Raw genomic sequence first — 15980 nt, forward strand, 5'->3', positions numbered from 1 at the left:
TTCGCTATCCGTTCGCCCTTAGCGTGCAGATACGTCACTTTCGTGTAGTCACCCCTTGTTGCATGTGCGCTTGCAGCATTGTGGCCGGCGGGCAGGAGTTGGGAATTGGTCGTTACGTAGCTTCTTTTTGGCGATGTTTGTGGCGCATAGGGCTATTGACAAATGACCAAACGGTGACCTAAAGTTTCAAACAGACGCAGAGACGATAAGCGCCGTGCAAGTTGGGGCCATCCGGCCGGAAATGCTGAACGGATGGATCGGATGCTGCCAGGGGCCTGCGTGAGCGGGTTGGCAGGCTAGTTTCCCATGTACGGAAGACGAATCGGGAAAGCTCGTGGTCGGTGTGTTTCGCGAGTGAGGGGATAGACGTGCGAAAGGACGTGAGCGGTTGGATCACCCGTCTGAACGACGCGATGATCGACAACTACACAGCTTCAGGCGCATGGCGGAATGAGTCGATCGCCGATATCGCTGCGCGTCTGGTGATCGAAAAGCCTGACATGCTCGCATTTATTGAGGGCGATCGCTCGCTTTATCTGGGTAATCTTGTTACCAAGGCAAGAAAGATTGCTGCGGTACTTGCCACGCGTGGCCTAGTTCCGGGCGATGTGGTAAGCTTCCAGCTTCCCAACTGGCTCGAAACCGCGGTAATCAACCTGGCTTGTTGTATCGGCGGCTTTGTCTGCAATCCCATCATCCCAATCTATCGCGAGGCGGAGGTCGGCTACATCCTGCGCGACGGCCGTGCTAAGATTCTGTTCGTGCCGACGAGCTTCCGTGGCTTCGATTATGTCAATATGGCGCGCGCGCTTCAGGCGGGCCTTCCCGATCTTGCCACCATCGTTACCGTCCGGGGTGAGGCGGAGGGCTGTCTTGGTTATGAGGAGCTTCTCGCTTCAAACGCGCCTGACGTGGCAAGCGGCCATCCCGATCCCAATGCCGTCAAGCTGCTGCTCTATACATCGGGCACGACAAGCCATCCCAAGGGCGTTCTGCACAGCCACAATAGCTTAATGGCCGAGCTCCTTGCCGCTCGGGACTATTGGGGCCTTGGTGCGAGCGATGTGGTGCTGATGCCCTCGCCGGTTACGCATATAACCGGCTATCTTTACGCGCTCGAAATGGGTTTCGTCACCGGCTGTGCCGCGGTGTTGATGGAGCGATGGGACGCCTCTGAGGCGGTCGAGCTGATCAAGCGGCACGGCGTAACGATGAGCGTTGGCGCAACTCCCTTCCTCAGGGAACTTACGGATACGGTCGTGTCGGCCGGGGCTCTGCTCCCCACGATGCGTTTGTTTATCTGCGGCGGGGCGCCGGTTGCGCCGGAACTTGTGCGCCGGGCGGCGCAGGCGATCCCGGGGTGCGCCATATCGCGCGCCTTCGGAAGCAGCGAGGCGCCAACGGTCACGCTGGGTGTCCGGGGCGTCGAAGAGCTTGAGCTTGGCGCGACCACGGACGGGCGCATCGTCAACAATGAAGTGCGGATCATCGACGAAGCGACGGGAGCGTTGCTGGGCGAGGGGGCGGAAGGAGAGATCCTTGTTCGCGGCCCGGAGGTGATGCTGGGCTATACCGATCAAGCGCTGACGGACGATGCGTTCGATCAGGACGGCTTCTTCCGCACGGGTGATCTCGGACGGATCGAATTTGGCGATTTCCTGGCGGTGAGCGGCCGTAAAAAGGATGTTATCGTGCGCGGGGGCGAGAATATCAGCCCTCAGGAAATCGAAGATGCGCTGCATCGCTATCCTGCAATCACCGACGTCGCAGTGGTGGCGATGCCGCATGGAAGGCTGGGTGAAGGGGTCTGCGCCTATGTGATTGCGGATGCGCCCGTTTCCGTCGCCGACATTGGCAGCTTCCTCGGGGAGCAAGGGCTAGCGCGACAGAAATGGCCGGAGCGCGTGGAGATGGTCGACGCGTTTCCGCGCACGGCTTCGGGCAAAGTCCAGAAGAATATCCTGCGTGATCGCCTGGTTGCGCAGGCTCAGCCCACGGAGGCGTCCTTATGAATGGTCCGGACCTTCAACGGTCATTACGGCTTTTTGAGCGCATGCTGCTTATCCGCAGGATGGAGGAGCGGCTTGGTGACCTCGGGAAAGCCGGCGAACTTCCTGGCAATGTGCATCTTTATATTGGCCAGGAAGCGGTGGCCACCGGCGTCTGCGCACATCTTGACGACAGCGACTGGGTTGCCAGCACTCATCGCGGGCACGGTCACTTCCTGGCGAAGGGCGGAGATCCGCGCGCTATGGCGGCGGAGCTCATGGGCAAAGAGACCGGCATTTGCCACGGCAAGGGCGGCTCGATGCATGTTGCCGACGTCTCGAAGGGCATATTGGGCGCCAACGGCATTGTCGGCGGTGGCGTAGGGCTCGCGGTCGGTGCGGCACTCGGCGCGCAGCTTGACGGCGAGGGCCGGGTTGCCGTGGTGTTTTTCGGTGACGGTGCGTCCAGCCAGGGCGTCATTTCCGAGGCGCTGAACATCGCCGCCCTGTGGAAGCTTCCACTGTTGCTGGTCTGCGAGAATAACGGATTTTCTCAATTCTCCCCTTATGAGACGGTGAACGCTGGCGATATCTGGCGCCGCGCCGAACCGTTTGGCATGCCCGGCGCGCTGGTCGACGGCAATGACGTCCACGCCGTATGGCGGGTCGTTGGCGAGGCGGTTGCGCGGGCGCGCTCAGGCGAAGGGGCCACGCTCATCGAGGCTCGTACCTATCGCTGGCGGACTCATGTCGAATCCGAAGAAAGCTTCCTTGCAGCGCCTTATCGCACCCAGGAAGAAGTCGAGAGCTGGAAGCAGCGCGATCCGATTAGCCGGCTGGAAGAATTTCTCGTCTCCGAGGATCTGGAAAAGGACGTGGCCGCTATCCGGGCCAGGGTCGAGGGCGTTACCGAAAGCGCCATCACCGATGCTTTGAATGATCCTCTTCCCCCTGTCTCCCGTGCTTTTGAGGATATGTTCGCCAATGGCTAAGCGGCGCCTCATCCATGCTGTCAACGAAGCGCTTCATGAAGAAATGGAGCGCGACGATCGTGTGATCCTCTATGGCGAGGATGTCAGGATCGGCTTGTTCGGCGATACACGCGGCCTCTTCGACAAGTTCGGGGGCAAGCGGGTGATCAACACGCCAATCTCCGAGGTTGTCATGACCGGTATGGCGGTTGGGATGGCAGCGGCCGGCTATCGCCCGATCTGCCACATGATGTATGGCAACTTCCTTTATACCGGCTTTGACTCCATCGCGAACCAGGCCGCCAAGCTTCGCTATATGACGGCGGGCCAGCTCAAGCTGCCGCTCGTTTACCTGGCATCTACAGGTGCCGGCCGCTCATCTGGCGCCCAGCATTCCGATGCACCCTATCCAGGCGTTATGAACCTTGGCGGCATCAAGGTCGTGATCCCCAGCACGCCAGCCGACGCCAAGGGTTTGATGAAGGCCAGCATCCGTGAGGATAATCCGGTCCTCTTCCTGCTGCCCACCCGCCGCGGCGGCGAGCAAGGAGAAGTGCCCGATGGCGATCATGTCGTGCCGCTCGGCAAGGGATCGGTGAAGCGCGAGGGTCGCGATGTCACGGTGGTCGCGATCGGTGTGATGGTGCGTCATGCAATGCGCGCAGCGGCGACATTGTCCGAAGAGGGGATCGAGGTCGAAGTTGTCGATCCGATGACGCTCTTCCCGCTCGATAAGGAGCTGATCCTGGCCTCGGTTCGCAAGACCGGGCGCCTAGTAATCCTCGATGAGGCGCGTGCTACATGCAGCGCCGCAAGTGAAATTGCCGCTATCGTCGCCGAACAGGGTTTTGCTTCGTTGCGTGGTCCCGTGCGCCGGGTCACCGTGCAGGATGTGGCGATCCCGTTCGCGCCCCATCTCGAAAATGCGGTGATCCCTGATGAGGCTATGGTTGAGGCTGCGATCCGCGCGGCTGTACGCGATGGAGACGTTGCATGAAGATGTCGCTTAAGTTGCCGATGTTTGGCATGAACATGGAAGAAGGCACGATCGCTCGCTGGCACGTACAGCTGGGCGCAGACTTTGCTCTCGGTGACATCCTTTATGAGGTGGAAACCGAAAAGGTGACGTCCGAGGTGGAAGCCCCGTGCGATGGAACTCTCATTGAAATATTGGTTTCTGAAGGTGATGATGCTGCTGTTGGAGCGGCAGTCTGCCGAATAGAAACGAAATAATTGTCCTGACACCGGAGTGAAGTGGGCAGGAGACACGGATAGTTTTTCAACGCGACCGAAGAAAAAATGTTTAAGAGCGCGAAACGATACTTCGGTCATATCTAGGGAGGGATGGTTATGATTGTCAGACCAGAAAGCACAACGAAACGGCACGGCATTAACTTATACGCATCGGGCGTCGCGCTTCTTTGCTTCTGTTCGCCCGCATTCGCCCAGAGCGAGGCTCCGGCGGAGCAGCCTGCTGCCCAATCCGCAGCCGCCGAAGCGCCGCAGAGTGAAAGTCTGGGTGCCGGCGAGATCATCGTCACCGCCAGCAAGCGCGCTGAATCGATCAACAAGGTCGGCCTCACGATTGCGGCGGTCAGTGGCGATCAGCTCGTCAAGCAGGGTATCAGCAGCGTCCAGGATTTGACCAAGGCCGTCCCGGGTCTGACCTATGCGCGGTCGGCATTCGGCACCCCGGTGTTCACGCTGCGTGGCGTCGGCTATTTCGATACCGCTCTGGCGGCATCGCCTGCGGTTAGCGTTTATGTCGACCAGGCGCCTCTCAGCTTCTCCGCGCTGCCCGGCATCGGGGTCGGTTTGGACATGGAGCGTGTTGAGGTACTGAAAGGTCCGCAGGGCATTCTGTTCGGCCAGAATTCCACCGGCGGCGCGATCAACTACATCGCCAACAAGCCGACCGACACTCTGACGAGCGGGTTCAGCCTTGGCTATGGACGATTTAGCACGGTTGAAGGCGAAGCTTTCATCAGTGGACCTGTGACCGACACGCTCAATATACGGCTCGCTGGCCGCAGCACTTATGCGGGATCGTGGCAGAAAAATTACTTCTCTCGTCCAGGTGACGAGTTCGGGAAGCGGCGGGAATTCGCTGGCCGTATCACTCTAGACTGGAAGCCCACCGATAGACTCAGTTTCATGGCCAGCCTGAGTGGTTGGCATGACGGCAGCGAGCCGCAGATCGGGCAGTACATCTTCCTGCGTCCTGCCACGGCGGGGCAGGAGCAATTTTTGAGCCCTCAGCTTTATAATTTCGAAACGGGTACATTGGTGACGCCATATGCGCCGCGCAAGGCGCGCGCCGCCGATTGGTCCGCGGATGCTGAACCTTTCCGTGACGACAGAATGTATAATGCCGCGCTGCGTACCGACTATGACGTGACCGATAATCTGACCCTGACCTCGATCACTTCTTATTCGGACTATAAGCGTAATAGCCGGGCGGCGAATGACGGCACTGCGGTGCAAGACTATGATTATGTCGCCAACGACGGATATATTCGTGACTTCAACCAGGAATTGCGCCTGTCGAACGACGCCGCATCGCGCATGCGGGTCACCGTCGGTGCTAATTATCAGCACAGCAAAGTCTATGAGCTAAGCAAGCTTTCCTATGGAGATAGCATCGTCTCGAATTTCTCTCAGATAGACGGGACGAGCACTTTGCTGCCGGTGCCATTTTCCAGAGCATCGGATTTCAGCCGGCAGACGATCGAAAATTATGCGTTCTTTGGAAACGTCGATTTCGATGTGACAGACACCATCACGGTGAAGGGTGGCCTTCGCTATACGAACAGCAAGCGCCATTTCGTCGGCTGTACCTTTGATAATAATTTCGACCCGATACATGGCGACGACGCCCAGCGCAGGCTGTTCGACATTATCCACACGTTCGCCAGATCCCTGGTGGGCCTGGGAGCATCGACCCCCCTGCAGCCGGGTGACTGCACCAGTGCGATCGACCCGCTGACGGATGCCAACGGCAATCCACTTATCGGTGTAGAGAATGGGCAACGGCCGGATGCCTTTGAGAGCATCCTCGGCGATACCAACCTCAATGAGGATAATCTGTCCTGGAAGGTTGGCGTCGACTTCAAGCCGGTGGCTGGTTCGCTATTTTACGCGAACGTGACCAAGGGCTATAAGGCAGGCAGCTTCCCAACGGTTGGGGCGGCGACTGTCAGTCAATATCGTCCGGTCGTTCAGGAATCGGTCATTGCCTACGAAGCGGGTTTCAAGCAGGAGCTGTTCGACCGCTCGGTGCTGCTCACCGGTGCTGGCTTCTACTATGACTACCGCAACAAGCAGCTGATGGGCTTCTTCGATAATCCGCCTTTCGGCATCGTGTTCGCACTCGACAACGTGCCTAAGTCCACCGTCAAGGGCGGTGAGCTGGCCATCGTATGGCGGCCGGTCGATGGCCTCAACCTCAGTGGCGCGGTGACCTATGTCGACGCGAAGATCAAAAAATACTCCGATCTGAATTCCGACGGGGTATTTACTGACTTTGCCGGCGACCGGGTGCCATTCGCTCCGAAATGGAATGCGAGTGCAAACGCCGACTATACCGTTCCGCTTGGCGCCAGCCTGGCAGTGAATTTGGGTGCCAGCCTGACCTATAACAGCAGCACGCAGGCTGCGATCGGTCATGATGCGGTGACGAAGGCGGTAACCTACATCAAGCCGTTTACCACCGTTGATGCTCGCATTGCACTTCAGGATGCGGACAATGCATGGCAGGTCCAGTTCTGGGTGAAGAATCTGACCAACGAATATTACTGGAACAACGTAGCGTTCCTGTACGATACGGCGGTTCGGTATGCGGCCATGCCACGCACCTACGGAGTAAAGACCAGCTTCCGTTTCTAAAGCTGATCGGAGGATCTTGGGTTGGTCTGTCGAGATTGGCCTGGGATCTCCCCTCCTCTGCCGGCATGAAGCCGGTGGTGCATTGAATGGATACGGCCGGAGCATCCGATTTTTCGGACGCTCCGGCCGTAATCCTTTAAGTTCAGCATTTTTTGGATCAGAATGGGATCATGGCTGAGGCAGCGGATGACCTGGATGTCGTGATAGATGCCGCGGCGCTATGGCTTGCGGCGGGCCGTCATGTCGCGCTTGCCACAGTGATCGAGACCTGGGGGTCGGCGCCTCGGCGGGCGGGATCCCATCTGGTGATCCGCGACGACGGAATTTTCGAAGGCTCCGTCAGCGGCGGTTGTGTCGAAGGCGACGTCATCGTTCAGGCTCTCGAATTGATTGCGGCAGGGGGCGGCTTTCGTCGCCTGGATTATGGCGTGGCTGACGCGCAGGCCTGGGAGGTGGGACTTGCTTGCGGCGGCCGAATCTCCATCCTGTTACAGACCGTCGATGGGGCACATTTTCCGCCTGCGCTGATCGAGCGTATCGTTGATGCACGGGCGCAGGGTTTGCCGCTGGGTCTGGCGACGGATCTGACAAGCGGTGCGACCCGCGAGAATGCGGCCCCTCTGAAGGAATGGTTCTTCAATCTCTATCCTCCGCGCCGTCGTCTCGCGATCGTGGGGGCGGTTCATATCGCCCAGCTGCTCGTCCCGATGGCGCGCCTTGCGGGCTATGAGACAACCGTTATCGATCCGCGCGGCATGTTCGCGGCGGCTGCCCGATTTGATCAACCTGTAGACGAGAATTGGCCCGACGAAGCGCTTGATCGTTGGCGCCCGGACGGCGGCTCCGCGGTAGTCAGTTTGACGCATGATCCAAAGCTTGATGATCCGGCGCTGGCGCGCGCTCTGAACTCGCCGGCCTTCTATATCGGCGCATTGGGATCACGAAAAACACATGCTGCCCGGCTCGAGCGGCTCGGCGCCGCCGGCTTCACGGATAAGGAGCTCGCCCGCATCCATGGGCCGGCAGGGCTCCCAATCGGTGCGGCGGGACCAGCCGAGATCGCCGTTTCCATCCTGGCCGAGATGACGACAGTCTTGCGGAGCTCGAAGTGAGGTTTGGACGGGTATCGCTGGAAGAGGCCGAGGGTGCGATCCTGGCCCATAGCCTCTCGATTCCGGGACGCCGCTTGCCAAAAGGGCGCGTGCTCGATTGCGATGATCTGGCGGCGGTCCGGCATGCGGGATTGGAAGCGCTCACCGTTGCTCGGCTCGATACGGACGATATTGGTGAAAATGATGTCGCGATGGCGATTGCGCAGAGGCTGGCCGGAGATCATGTCCGCGCCGAACCTCCCGTCCATGGGCGGGCTGATCTGATCGCCGAGACGAACGGCCTTCTCGTTTATGCACCCGACGGCATAGGCAAGCTCAATCGGGCAACGGAGGCGATCACATTCGCCGCCGTCGCGCCGATGACGCCGGTGCGCGCGGGCGACGTGGTAGGCACCGTCAAGATAATTCCCTATGCGGTGCCCCGAGCCGAACTTGTCTCAGCGGGGCAAGTCGCGGATGGTTGCAAGGTCCGTATAGCTGCATTCGGGCCCCTCTCGGTCAATCTCGTGCAAACCAGTCTAGGCAGCGTAAGCCTCAAGCTTCTCGCCAAGACCGAAACCGTTATAAGGCAGCGAGTCGAGAGGCTTGGCGGACATTTGAATCATGTGTGGATCTGCGATCATGATGAAGCGGCTCTAACCAATTTGCTCGCGGACTCTTCGGAGGCGGATCTTGTGCTGATCATGGCGGCATCGGCGACGGCCGACCGCGAAGATGTGGTCCCCGCGGCCATTCGACAAGCGGGCGGGCGCGTGGAGCGGGTGGGAATGCCGGTCGATCCCGGCAATCTCCTGTGCCTCGGTTGGTTGCGCAGGCGGGCTGTCATTGGGTTGCCGGGTTGTGCACGTAGCCCCCTGCGTAATGGAGTTGATCTGATATTGGAGCGGCTCTTCGCTGGGTTCGGCGTGGATAGCGATGTGATCGCCGGCATGGGAGTCGGCGGTCTGCTCGGGGATGGAGGCGGACGACTCGATGCGCGCGCCCTCTAGCTGTAGAAAAACAACACTTACTTGGTTGGGATTATTGGATGTTGACCTACGACTATGATCTGTTCGTCATTGGGGCGGGCTCGGGCGGAGTGCGCGCGGCGCGGGTTTCGGCAGCCTATGGCGCGCGGGTGGCGGTCGCCGAGGAGCATCGGGTGGGCGGCACCTGCGTGATCCGGGGCTGCGTGCCCAAGAAGCTGCTCGTCTATGGCTCGCATTTCGCCGAGGATCTGCAGGATGCACGGCGCTTTGGCTGGAAGGTGCCCGATTGCGAATTTGACTGGTCGGCGCTGCGCGACAATGTGCTCGCCGAGGTCTCGCGGCTCGAAGGTCTCTACACCGAGACGCTCGGCAACAATAAGGTCGAGATCATCCGCGAGCGGGCGACCGTCGCCGGGCCGCATGAGGTGCTGCTCGGCTCGGGCCAGACGATCACCGCCGGCAAAATCCTGATCGCAACCGGCGCTTGGCCGATCGTACCCCATTTTCCGGGGGCCGAGCATGGCATCACCTCGAATGAAGTGTTCCATCTCGATACCTTCCCCAAGCGCGTGGTGATCGCAGGGGCGGGCTATATCGCCAATGAATTTGCCGGCATCTTCCACCAGTTTGGTGCGCATGTGACGCTGGTCAACCGCACCGACGTGATCCTGCGCGGCTATGACGAGCAGATCCGCGACCGGCTGCTCCAGATCTCGATGACCAAGGGGATCGAGTTCAAATTCCACGTCGCCTTCGAGAAGGTCGACAAGCAACCGGACGGCTCGCTGCTGGTGCACATGACCGGCCATGAGCCGATCCCGGCCGACATGCTGCTATTCGCCACCGGCCGACGCCCGCATACCGAAAATCTCGGGCTGGAGACGGCCGACGTCGCACTCGACGCCAAGGGCGCGATCAAGGTGGACGACGACAACCGCTCGAGCTGCGCCAGCATCTATGCGGTGGGCGACGTCACCAACCGGGTGCAGCTGACGCCGGTCGCGATCCGCGAGGGCCAGGCCTTTGCCGACACTGTGTTCGGCAATAATCCCCGCCGGGTCGATTATGGCTGCATCCCGTCCGCCGTATTCAGCCATCCGCCGATGGCGGGCGTGGGCATGACCGAGGCCGAGGCGCGCAACAAGCTCGGTGAGGTCAAGGTCTACACCTCCGACTTCCGGGCGATGAAGAATGTGCTCGCCGACCGCCACGAGCGCGCGCTCTACAAGCTGGTCGTCCATCCTGAGACCGACGTGGTGGTCGGCATCCACATGATCGGCCCCGACGCGCCTGAAATCCTGCAGGCCGCCGCGATCGCGGTGAAGGCGAGGCTCACCAAGGCCCAGTTCGACGATACCGTAGCACTGCATCCCTCTATGGCCGAGGAACTGGTGCTGATGCGGTAGGGCTTGGGTTGCCAGCTACCGACGTATGCGCCTGGGCGCTGCGTCGGTCATGCGCTTGGCCTGCCGTTCGCCTGAACGCGACCGGCAGGCCGTTAGCTGGTCATTGCGACCGAATAACAGGGTCGGCAATTCAACTATTGACGATAGCGGCGCATTTCGAGGCGAGCGATCGCGCGGTTGTGAACCTCATCCGGCCCATCCACCAGGCGCATTGTGCGGAGATGTGCATAGGCGCGCGCAAGGCCGAAGTCGTCGGCGACGCCCGCGCCGCCATGCGCCTGGATCGCATCGTCGGCGATCTTCAACGCCATATGCGGCCCCGCCACCTTGATCATCGCGATTTCCGCTTGTGCTGCCTTGGCCCCAAGCTTGTCCATCACGTCGGCGGCCTTGAGGCATAGGAGGCGGGTCATTTCAAGTGACGTCCGTGCTTCGGCGATCCGCTGCTCCCAGATGGAATGCTCTGCTAGGCGTTTCCCAAAGGCAGTGCGCGAAAGGAGCCGCTCCACCATTTTCTTCAAGATTTCCTCGGCCAAGCCAATCGTGCGCATACAGTGATGGATTCGGCCTGGCCCCAATCGCCCCTGAGCAATTTCAAAGCCGCGCCCCTCGCCGAGCAGCATATTCTCGACCGGAACGCGAACATCCTTCAGCTCGACTTCGCCATGACCATGAGGCGCATCGTCATAGCCAAACACAGGAAGCATTCGCAGAACCTTAACCCCCGGCGTGTCGAGCGGCAGGAGGATCATGCTCTGCTGAGCATGGCGCGGGGCATCAGGATCGGTCTTTCCCATGAGAATGCCGACCGAGCATCGAGGATCGCCTATGCCCGAAGACCACCATTTGCGGCCGTTGATCACATAATGGTCGCCGTCACAAACGATGGAGGTTTCGATATTGGTGGCGTCAGAGGATGCGACTCGCGGCTCGGTCATCAGAAAGACCGAGCGAATCTTCCCCTCCATCAGCGGCCGGAGCCAGCGCTCCTTATGCTCGCGAGTTCCATAGCGGTGCAGGACCTCCATGTTGCCGGTATCGGGCGCGGAGCAGTTGAACACCTCGGACGCCCATTCGATGCGGCCCATCTCTTCCGCGCAGGAGGCATATTCCAGATTGGTAAGGCCCGGAGCGACGAACTCGAAGCTGCTGTCGACGGGATTGTGGCCGGCCAGCGGCGGCATGAAAAGATTCCATATGCCGTCCGCTTTCGCGCGCTCCTTCAATTCCTCGATTATCGGCAGAGTCTTCCACCGCTCTCCACTAGCCTGCTGCGCGGCATAGGTCTCATCATGGGGCCGAACCACATCGTTCATGAAATTACGGACCCGATCACGCCACATGGTTTCCGCGGGCGACATCGTGAAATTCATATTGCAGTCCTTATCTGGCCCATGGGCATGATGACCACATGGTAATTATCATTAACCCCTGCATGATCCAAGCGATTCGATAAAAGGAGGGCATGCGCCATCTGCGTAGGCTTTTTCACTTCGAGTCGGAGATTGCAGGCCGCGAACGCTGTAAAGGAAGCCATTGTAGAACATAGAGTATGAACCAGCGCCTTTCGCCCCGGCTGGACAAGAGGGCATTTCGTCCTCTCGCAAAGCAGGCTTGTAACCATGTGGTAAGTATGCTCTGATCTTTCAGGCTGGTGCCAGGCACATGGGGCCACTGGCGATGTGGTCAAGGCTGAAGCGAAGTCAATTCGCGCAGTTGAGCATTTTCGGAGGATGAAGAATGGCTAACAGACTCGCAGGCAAGGTTGCGCTCATCACGGGTGGAGCGAGCGGGCTCGGCGCCGCTCAGGCGAAGCGTTTCGCGGAAGAAGGCGCCAAGGTCGTAATCGGCGACCTCAATGAAGAGATGGCCAAGGGCGTCGTAGCCGAAATCAGGGCTGCTGGTGGCGATGCGCTCTTCATTCGGTTGGATGTTACCGATGCGGCGAGCTGGAATAATGCGATTGCCGCTGCCGTCGAGGCTTTTGGCGGGCTTACGACTCTATCCAACACTGCCGGTATCATTCATCCTGGCGGCTTCGAGGAGGAGAGCATTGAAGGCTGGAACAAGATGGTGGCGGTCAATCAGACTGCTATCTTCCTCGGAATCAAGGCGGCAATCCCCGAGCTGGTGAAGTCGGGCAATGGCTCGATCATCAACATCAGTTCGTTGATCGGCATGTTTCCCACCGCCGGCAATGCCAGCTACTGTGCCACCAAAGCGGCCGTGCGCATCATGAGCAAGGCGGCGGCGCTGGAGTTTGTGGACCGCGGCGTTCGGGTGAATACGATCGTGCCCGGCGGAATGAACACGCCGATCACGGCGAATGTCCCCCCTGACGTGCTGAAGCAGCAGACAAGCCAGATCCCCATGGGAAAGCTCGGTGACCCGATCGACATTGCCAACGGCGCGCTTTTTCTGGCCTCTGACGAGGCGAAATATATTACTGGCGTGGATCTGCCGATTGACGGAGGCTGGTCCGTGGGTGTTTGAACTCATTGATATTATTTGTGAAAACACAGCATTAGAAAGTGAAAGCGCGCGGCTGCGTGCCGCGCGCAAAGGGGCAGCATTAGCGGGCCAGGGGACTTGGACATTTAGTCTCACTTTTCGGTCCGGTTCCTCAGAATCCAGCTTGACTACCAACTGGTAATTGTGCTTGGATCAAGGTCCGGTGATCGGCCCAGTTGTTGTGCATCGGAAAAAAGAACCCTCAGCGACGCGGGTCTGAATTGCGCGCTCAAGCTATTTAGGAGGCACAGGATGAGCAACAGAATGGCAGGAAAAGTCGCGCTCGTAACGGGCGCGGCGAGCGGCCTGGGTGCAGCGCAGGCTCGGCTTTTTGCCAAGGAGGGCGCCAAGGTCGTCGTCGCCGATCTGAATGTCGAAATGGGCAACAAGGTCGTGGCCGAGATTCAGGAAAGCGGGGGCGAGGCCCTATCGTGCGGCTGGATATCACCGATGCTGCGAGCTGGGCGGGGGCTGTCGAGGCGGCGGTTGGGGCCTTTGGGAAGCTCACGACGCTTTACAACACCGCGGGCATCATCCACGGCGCGATGATCCAGGACGAGACGCTCGAAGGCTGGAGCAAGATGATCGCGGTCAACCAGACTGCGCTTTTCCTGGGCCTGAAGATGGTTGCGCCGGAAATTGCGAAGTCGGGAAATGGTGCGATCCTAAACATCAGTTCGCTCGTCAGCGTCATCTGTGAGCCTGGCTTGATCAGCTATGCGGCGACCAAGTCTGCGGTACGCGCGATGACCAAGGTGGCTGCGCTGGAATATGTCGGGCAAGGGGTGCGGGTGAACACCATCGTTCCTGGTGGCATGAAGACGCCGATGCAGGCGAACGTCACGCCCGAGCAGGTTGAATGGTACAAAGCGCAGATCCCGATGGGCGATCTTGGCGAGCCGAACGATATCGCTTATGGGGCGCTATATCTTCTGTCAGACGAAGCTAAATATGTTACTGGAACGGAACTGTTCATCGATGGCGGCTGGTCTTCTGCGGCCTAAATCCTTGATGCCCTCGATCCTGCTAAGATTACGGGATTATATTCAACTAGGAGATACAAAATGAGTGATCTAGACAGACTTGCAAGCCGGGCCGCGATTCAGGACCTCTACTCTGACAAGCTCATTGCCGTAGACAAGCGCCAAGAGGGCCGTCTCGCTTCTATTTGGTGGGATGATGCAGAGTGGACCATTGAGGGAATCGGCACCTACAAGGGCCCGGAAGGCGCCCTCGATTTGGCCAATAACGTACTCTGGCCAATGTTTCACGAATGTATTCATTATGGAACCAATCTGCGCTTGGAATTTGTGAGCGCGGACAAGGTAAATGGTATTGGCGACGTCCTTCTCCTTGGAAATCTCGTCGAAGGTAATCAGTCGATTCTTATCGCTGCGGTCTTCACGGATGAGTATGAGCGCCGTGACGGGGTGTGGAAGTTCTCTAAGCGCAACGCATGCACGAACTATTTCACCCCGCTGGCCGGCATTCATTTCGCACCGCCCGGCATTCATTTCGCACCGTCCGGCGCATAATCTTATATATACAAGTGATTAGTTGGGCATTCACATGACGCTTGTCGTGTGGATGCCCAATTTTATATGGATGGAGAACTCAAACACAACGCGACTCGCGATTGGAGATGAGTCACGCCGGGGCACCTGGCGCCGAATGGTGGCCCCCCATTCAGCATTGCCGATCGGGCTTGCAATTTCGCCCGCCTGGTCCGTTAGAAGCATGAGCGCCGCCCATCGAAAGATGTTTCGGGATGGCCCCATTTGCCTTCTCGTGCTTGCCGATGCGGAGATCAGGCGCGGTTGACATGTGACCATTTGGTAATCTATCCTTTCCTTGTATCGAGGTGCGACGTGATCTCGCTTCGGTAAAAGAAGGGCGGAGCATTGACTTCGACGCAGGAGAGACGGTCGGCGGCTTTGGGTCGTTCGACCGGTGGAGGGCATTCTTGAAGCAATCGGCAGAGCGATCGCGGTTATCTCGCCGCGCTTTCATCCAGGCCGGCGGCGCGGGGCTGGCGGTTTCCACCCTGGGTGCTGCGGCATCTGCTCCGGCTGTTGCCGCGGTGGGCCGGCAGTGGACCCAAATCGCGGATATAGTCGTGGTCGGCAGCGGCGCGGCCGCCTCGGTTGCCGCACTTGCGGCTGCCAAGGACGGCGCGAAGGTCCTCATGCTGGAAAAAGCGCCGGTATATGGCGGTACGTCCGCGAAATCCGGTGGGGCTTTCTGGGTGCCCAATAATTTCAGGCTGAAGGAGCGGGGGATCGAGGATCCAAAGGCTTCGCTCCTGGCTTATTGCGCTGCCTATTCATATCCGCATCTTTTCGACAGCAATTCACCGACGCTCGGCCTGGGTGAGGATGTCTACAAACTGCTTGAGGCGTTTTACGACAACGCGTCGCCGATGACGGACATGTTGCGGGAAATCAAGGCAGCCGAGATAGGCCGCTTTCATGTCCTTCCCGACGGCCAGGGAACCGATCTGCCTGACTATGGCGTGCTCGACGGCAACAATAAGGTGCCTCGCGGACGGTGCCTCGGACCCATCAAGCCTGATGGGTCGCCAGGATTCGGCGCGGAGTTGATGCGCCAGATCAAGGCGCGCATCGACGCTTATGGCATTCCCCTGCTCACCAGCCACCAGGTTGTCCGCCTGGTTACCGACGGGGATGGCGCGGTGCTCGGCGTCGAGGCGCTGAACGACGGGAAGGAGGTTTCCTTTGGCGCGCGCAAAGGCGTGATCTTCGCAACGGGCGGGTTCACCTATAATCGCGAAATGCTCAATCTCCATCAGACAGGGCCGGTCTATGGCGGTTGCGGGGTGCCGACCAATACTGGCGACTTTGTATCGATTGCCGGGGCTGTTGGAGCGAAGCTTGGCAATATGGGAAGCGCCTGGCGCGCCGAGATCGTGCTGGAAGAGGCGCTGGAATATGTAAGCGTGCCAAGCGACGTATGGATTCCGCCGGGCGACAGCATGTTCATTGTCAATCGCTATGGGAATCGTGTCTTCAACGAGAAGCGCAATTACCATGACCGTGCGCGCGTACATCAACATTATGATCCCAACGGCTCTGTTGCAAAGATTGGCGGCAGTCAGAGGTAGGCTGTCGCTCTGCGCCGA

The 15980-nt window shown here is 59.3% G+C and carries 12 protein-coding genes and 1 pseudogene; 12 read left to right on the plus strand and 1 reads right to left on the minus strand.

Going from position 1 to position 15980, the window contains the following annotated elements; all coding sequences use genetic code 11:
* The first annotated feature begins 368 nt into the window (after positions 1–368).
* The 8 genes from SPHS8_RS19515 (at position 369) to gorA (ending at position 10330) form a co-directional block, all read left to right on the plus strand.
* Entirely contained in the window at positions 369–2012 is a 1644-nt protein-coding gene (locus SPHS8_RS19515; protein ID WP_059153310.1) for an AMP-binding protein, read from the plus strand.
* Between the two features lie 41 nt (positions 2013–2053).
* A complete protein-coding gene (locus SPHS8_RS19520; RefSeq protein ID WP_021222909.1) occupies positions 2054–2980 on the plus strand; it encodes a thiamine pyrophosphate-dependent dehydrogenase E1 component subunit alpha in 927 nt (308 codons plus the stop codon).
* The gene (locus SPHS8_RS19525) at positions 2973–3956 is read left to right on the plus strand and encodes an alpha-ketoacid dehydrogenase subunit beta (RefSeq protein WP_013040175.1); all 984 of its coding nucleotides are present in this window, start codon (positions 2973–2975) and stop codon (positions 3954–3956) included. The genes SPHS8_RS19520 and SPHS8_RS19525 overlap by 8 nt, the downstream gene beginning before the upstream one ends.
* Positions 3953–4192 carry a lipoyl domain-containing protein gene (locus SPHS8_RS19530; protein ID WP_007682525.1) on the plus strand — a complete coding sequence of 80 codons (240 nt, stop codon included), beginning with the start codon at positions 3953–3955 and terminating at the stop codon, positions 4190–4192. Before SPHS8_RS19525 ends, SPHS8_RS19530 begins: the two co-directional genes overlap by 4 nt.
* 117 nt (positions 4193–4309) lie before the next feature.
* Positions 4310–6844: a TonB-dependent receptor gene (locus tag SPHS8_RS19535; RefSeq protein ID WP_201516814.1), complete on the plus strand. Its 2535-nt coding sequence runs from the start codon at positions 4310–4312 to the stop codon at positions 6842–6844.
* Positions 6845–7014: 170 nt separating this feature from the next.
* On the plus strand, positions 7015–7956 hold the full coding sequence (locus tag SPHS8_RS19540) for an XdhC family protein (RefSeq protein WP_007682022.1): 942 nt from the start codon (positions 7015–7017) through the stop codon (positions 7954–7956).
* Positions 7953–8945 carry a molybdopterin-binding protein gene (locus SPHS8_RS19545; RefSeq protein WP_007682023.1) on the plus strand — a complete coding sequence of 331 codons (993 nt, stop codon included), beginning with the start codon at positions 7953–7955 and terminating at the stop codon, positions 8943–8945. Before SPHS8_RS19540 ends, SPHS8_RS19545 begins: the two co-directional genes overlap by 4 nt.
* A 38-nt stretch (positions 8946–8983) precedes the next feature.
* Positions 8984–10330, plus strand: a complete 1347-nt coding sequence (gorA, locus tag SPHS8_RS19550; RefSeq protein ID WP_007682024.1) for a glutathione-disulfide reductase — start codon at positions 8984–8986, stop codon at positions 10328–10330.
* A 134-nt stretch (positions 10331–10464) separates the two neighbouring features.
* On the opposite strand, the gene SPHS8_RS19555 is transcribed toward gorA, so the two are convergent.
* A complete protein-coding gene (locus SPHS8_RS19555; protein WP_007682027.1) occupies positions 10465–11703 on the minus strand; it encodes an acyl-CoA dehydrogenase family protein in 1239 nt (412 codons plus the stop codon).
* A 367-nt stretch (positions 11704–12070) separates the two neighbouring features.
* On the opposite strand from SPHS8_RS19555, the gene linX reads away from it, so the two are divergent.
* From linX to SPHS8_RS19580, 4 genes and pseudogenes are all read left to right on the plus strand, one after another.
* The gene (linX, locus tag SPHS8_RS19560) at positions 12071–12823 is read left to right on the plus strand and encodes a 2,5-dichloro-2,5-cyclohexadiene-1,4-diol dehydrogenase LinX (RefSeq protein ID WP_007682029.1); all 753 of its coding nucleotides are present in this window, start codon (positions 12071–12073) and stop codon (positions 12821–12823) included.
* 282 nt (positions 12824–13105) lie between these two features.
* A pseudogene (locus SPHS8_RS19570) lies at positions 13106–13845 on the plus strand (SDR family NAD(P)-dependent oxidoreductase).
* Positions 13846–13905: 60 nt separating this feature from the next.
* A complete protein-coding gene (gene linA, locus SPHS8_RS19575; protein WP_013040172.1) occupies positions 13906–14376 on the plus strand; it encodes a hexachlorocyclohexane dehydrochlorinase in 471 nt (156 codons plus the stop codon).
* Positions 14377–14804: 428 nt separating this feature from the next.
* Complete coding sequence (locus SPHS8_RS19580; protein WP_021246209.1) at positions 14805–15962, plus strand: FAD-dependent oxidoreductase; 1158 nt, start codon at positions 14805–14807, stop codon at positions 15960–15962.
* Positions 15963–15980 lie beyond the last annotated feature (18 nt).

The organism is Sphingobium sp. S6 (assembly GCF_905120495.1).
Taxonomy (GTDB): domain Bacteria; phylum Pseudomonadota; class Alphaproteobacteria; order Sphingomonadales; family Sphingomonadaceae; genus Sphingobium; species Sphingobium agri.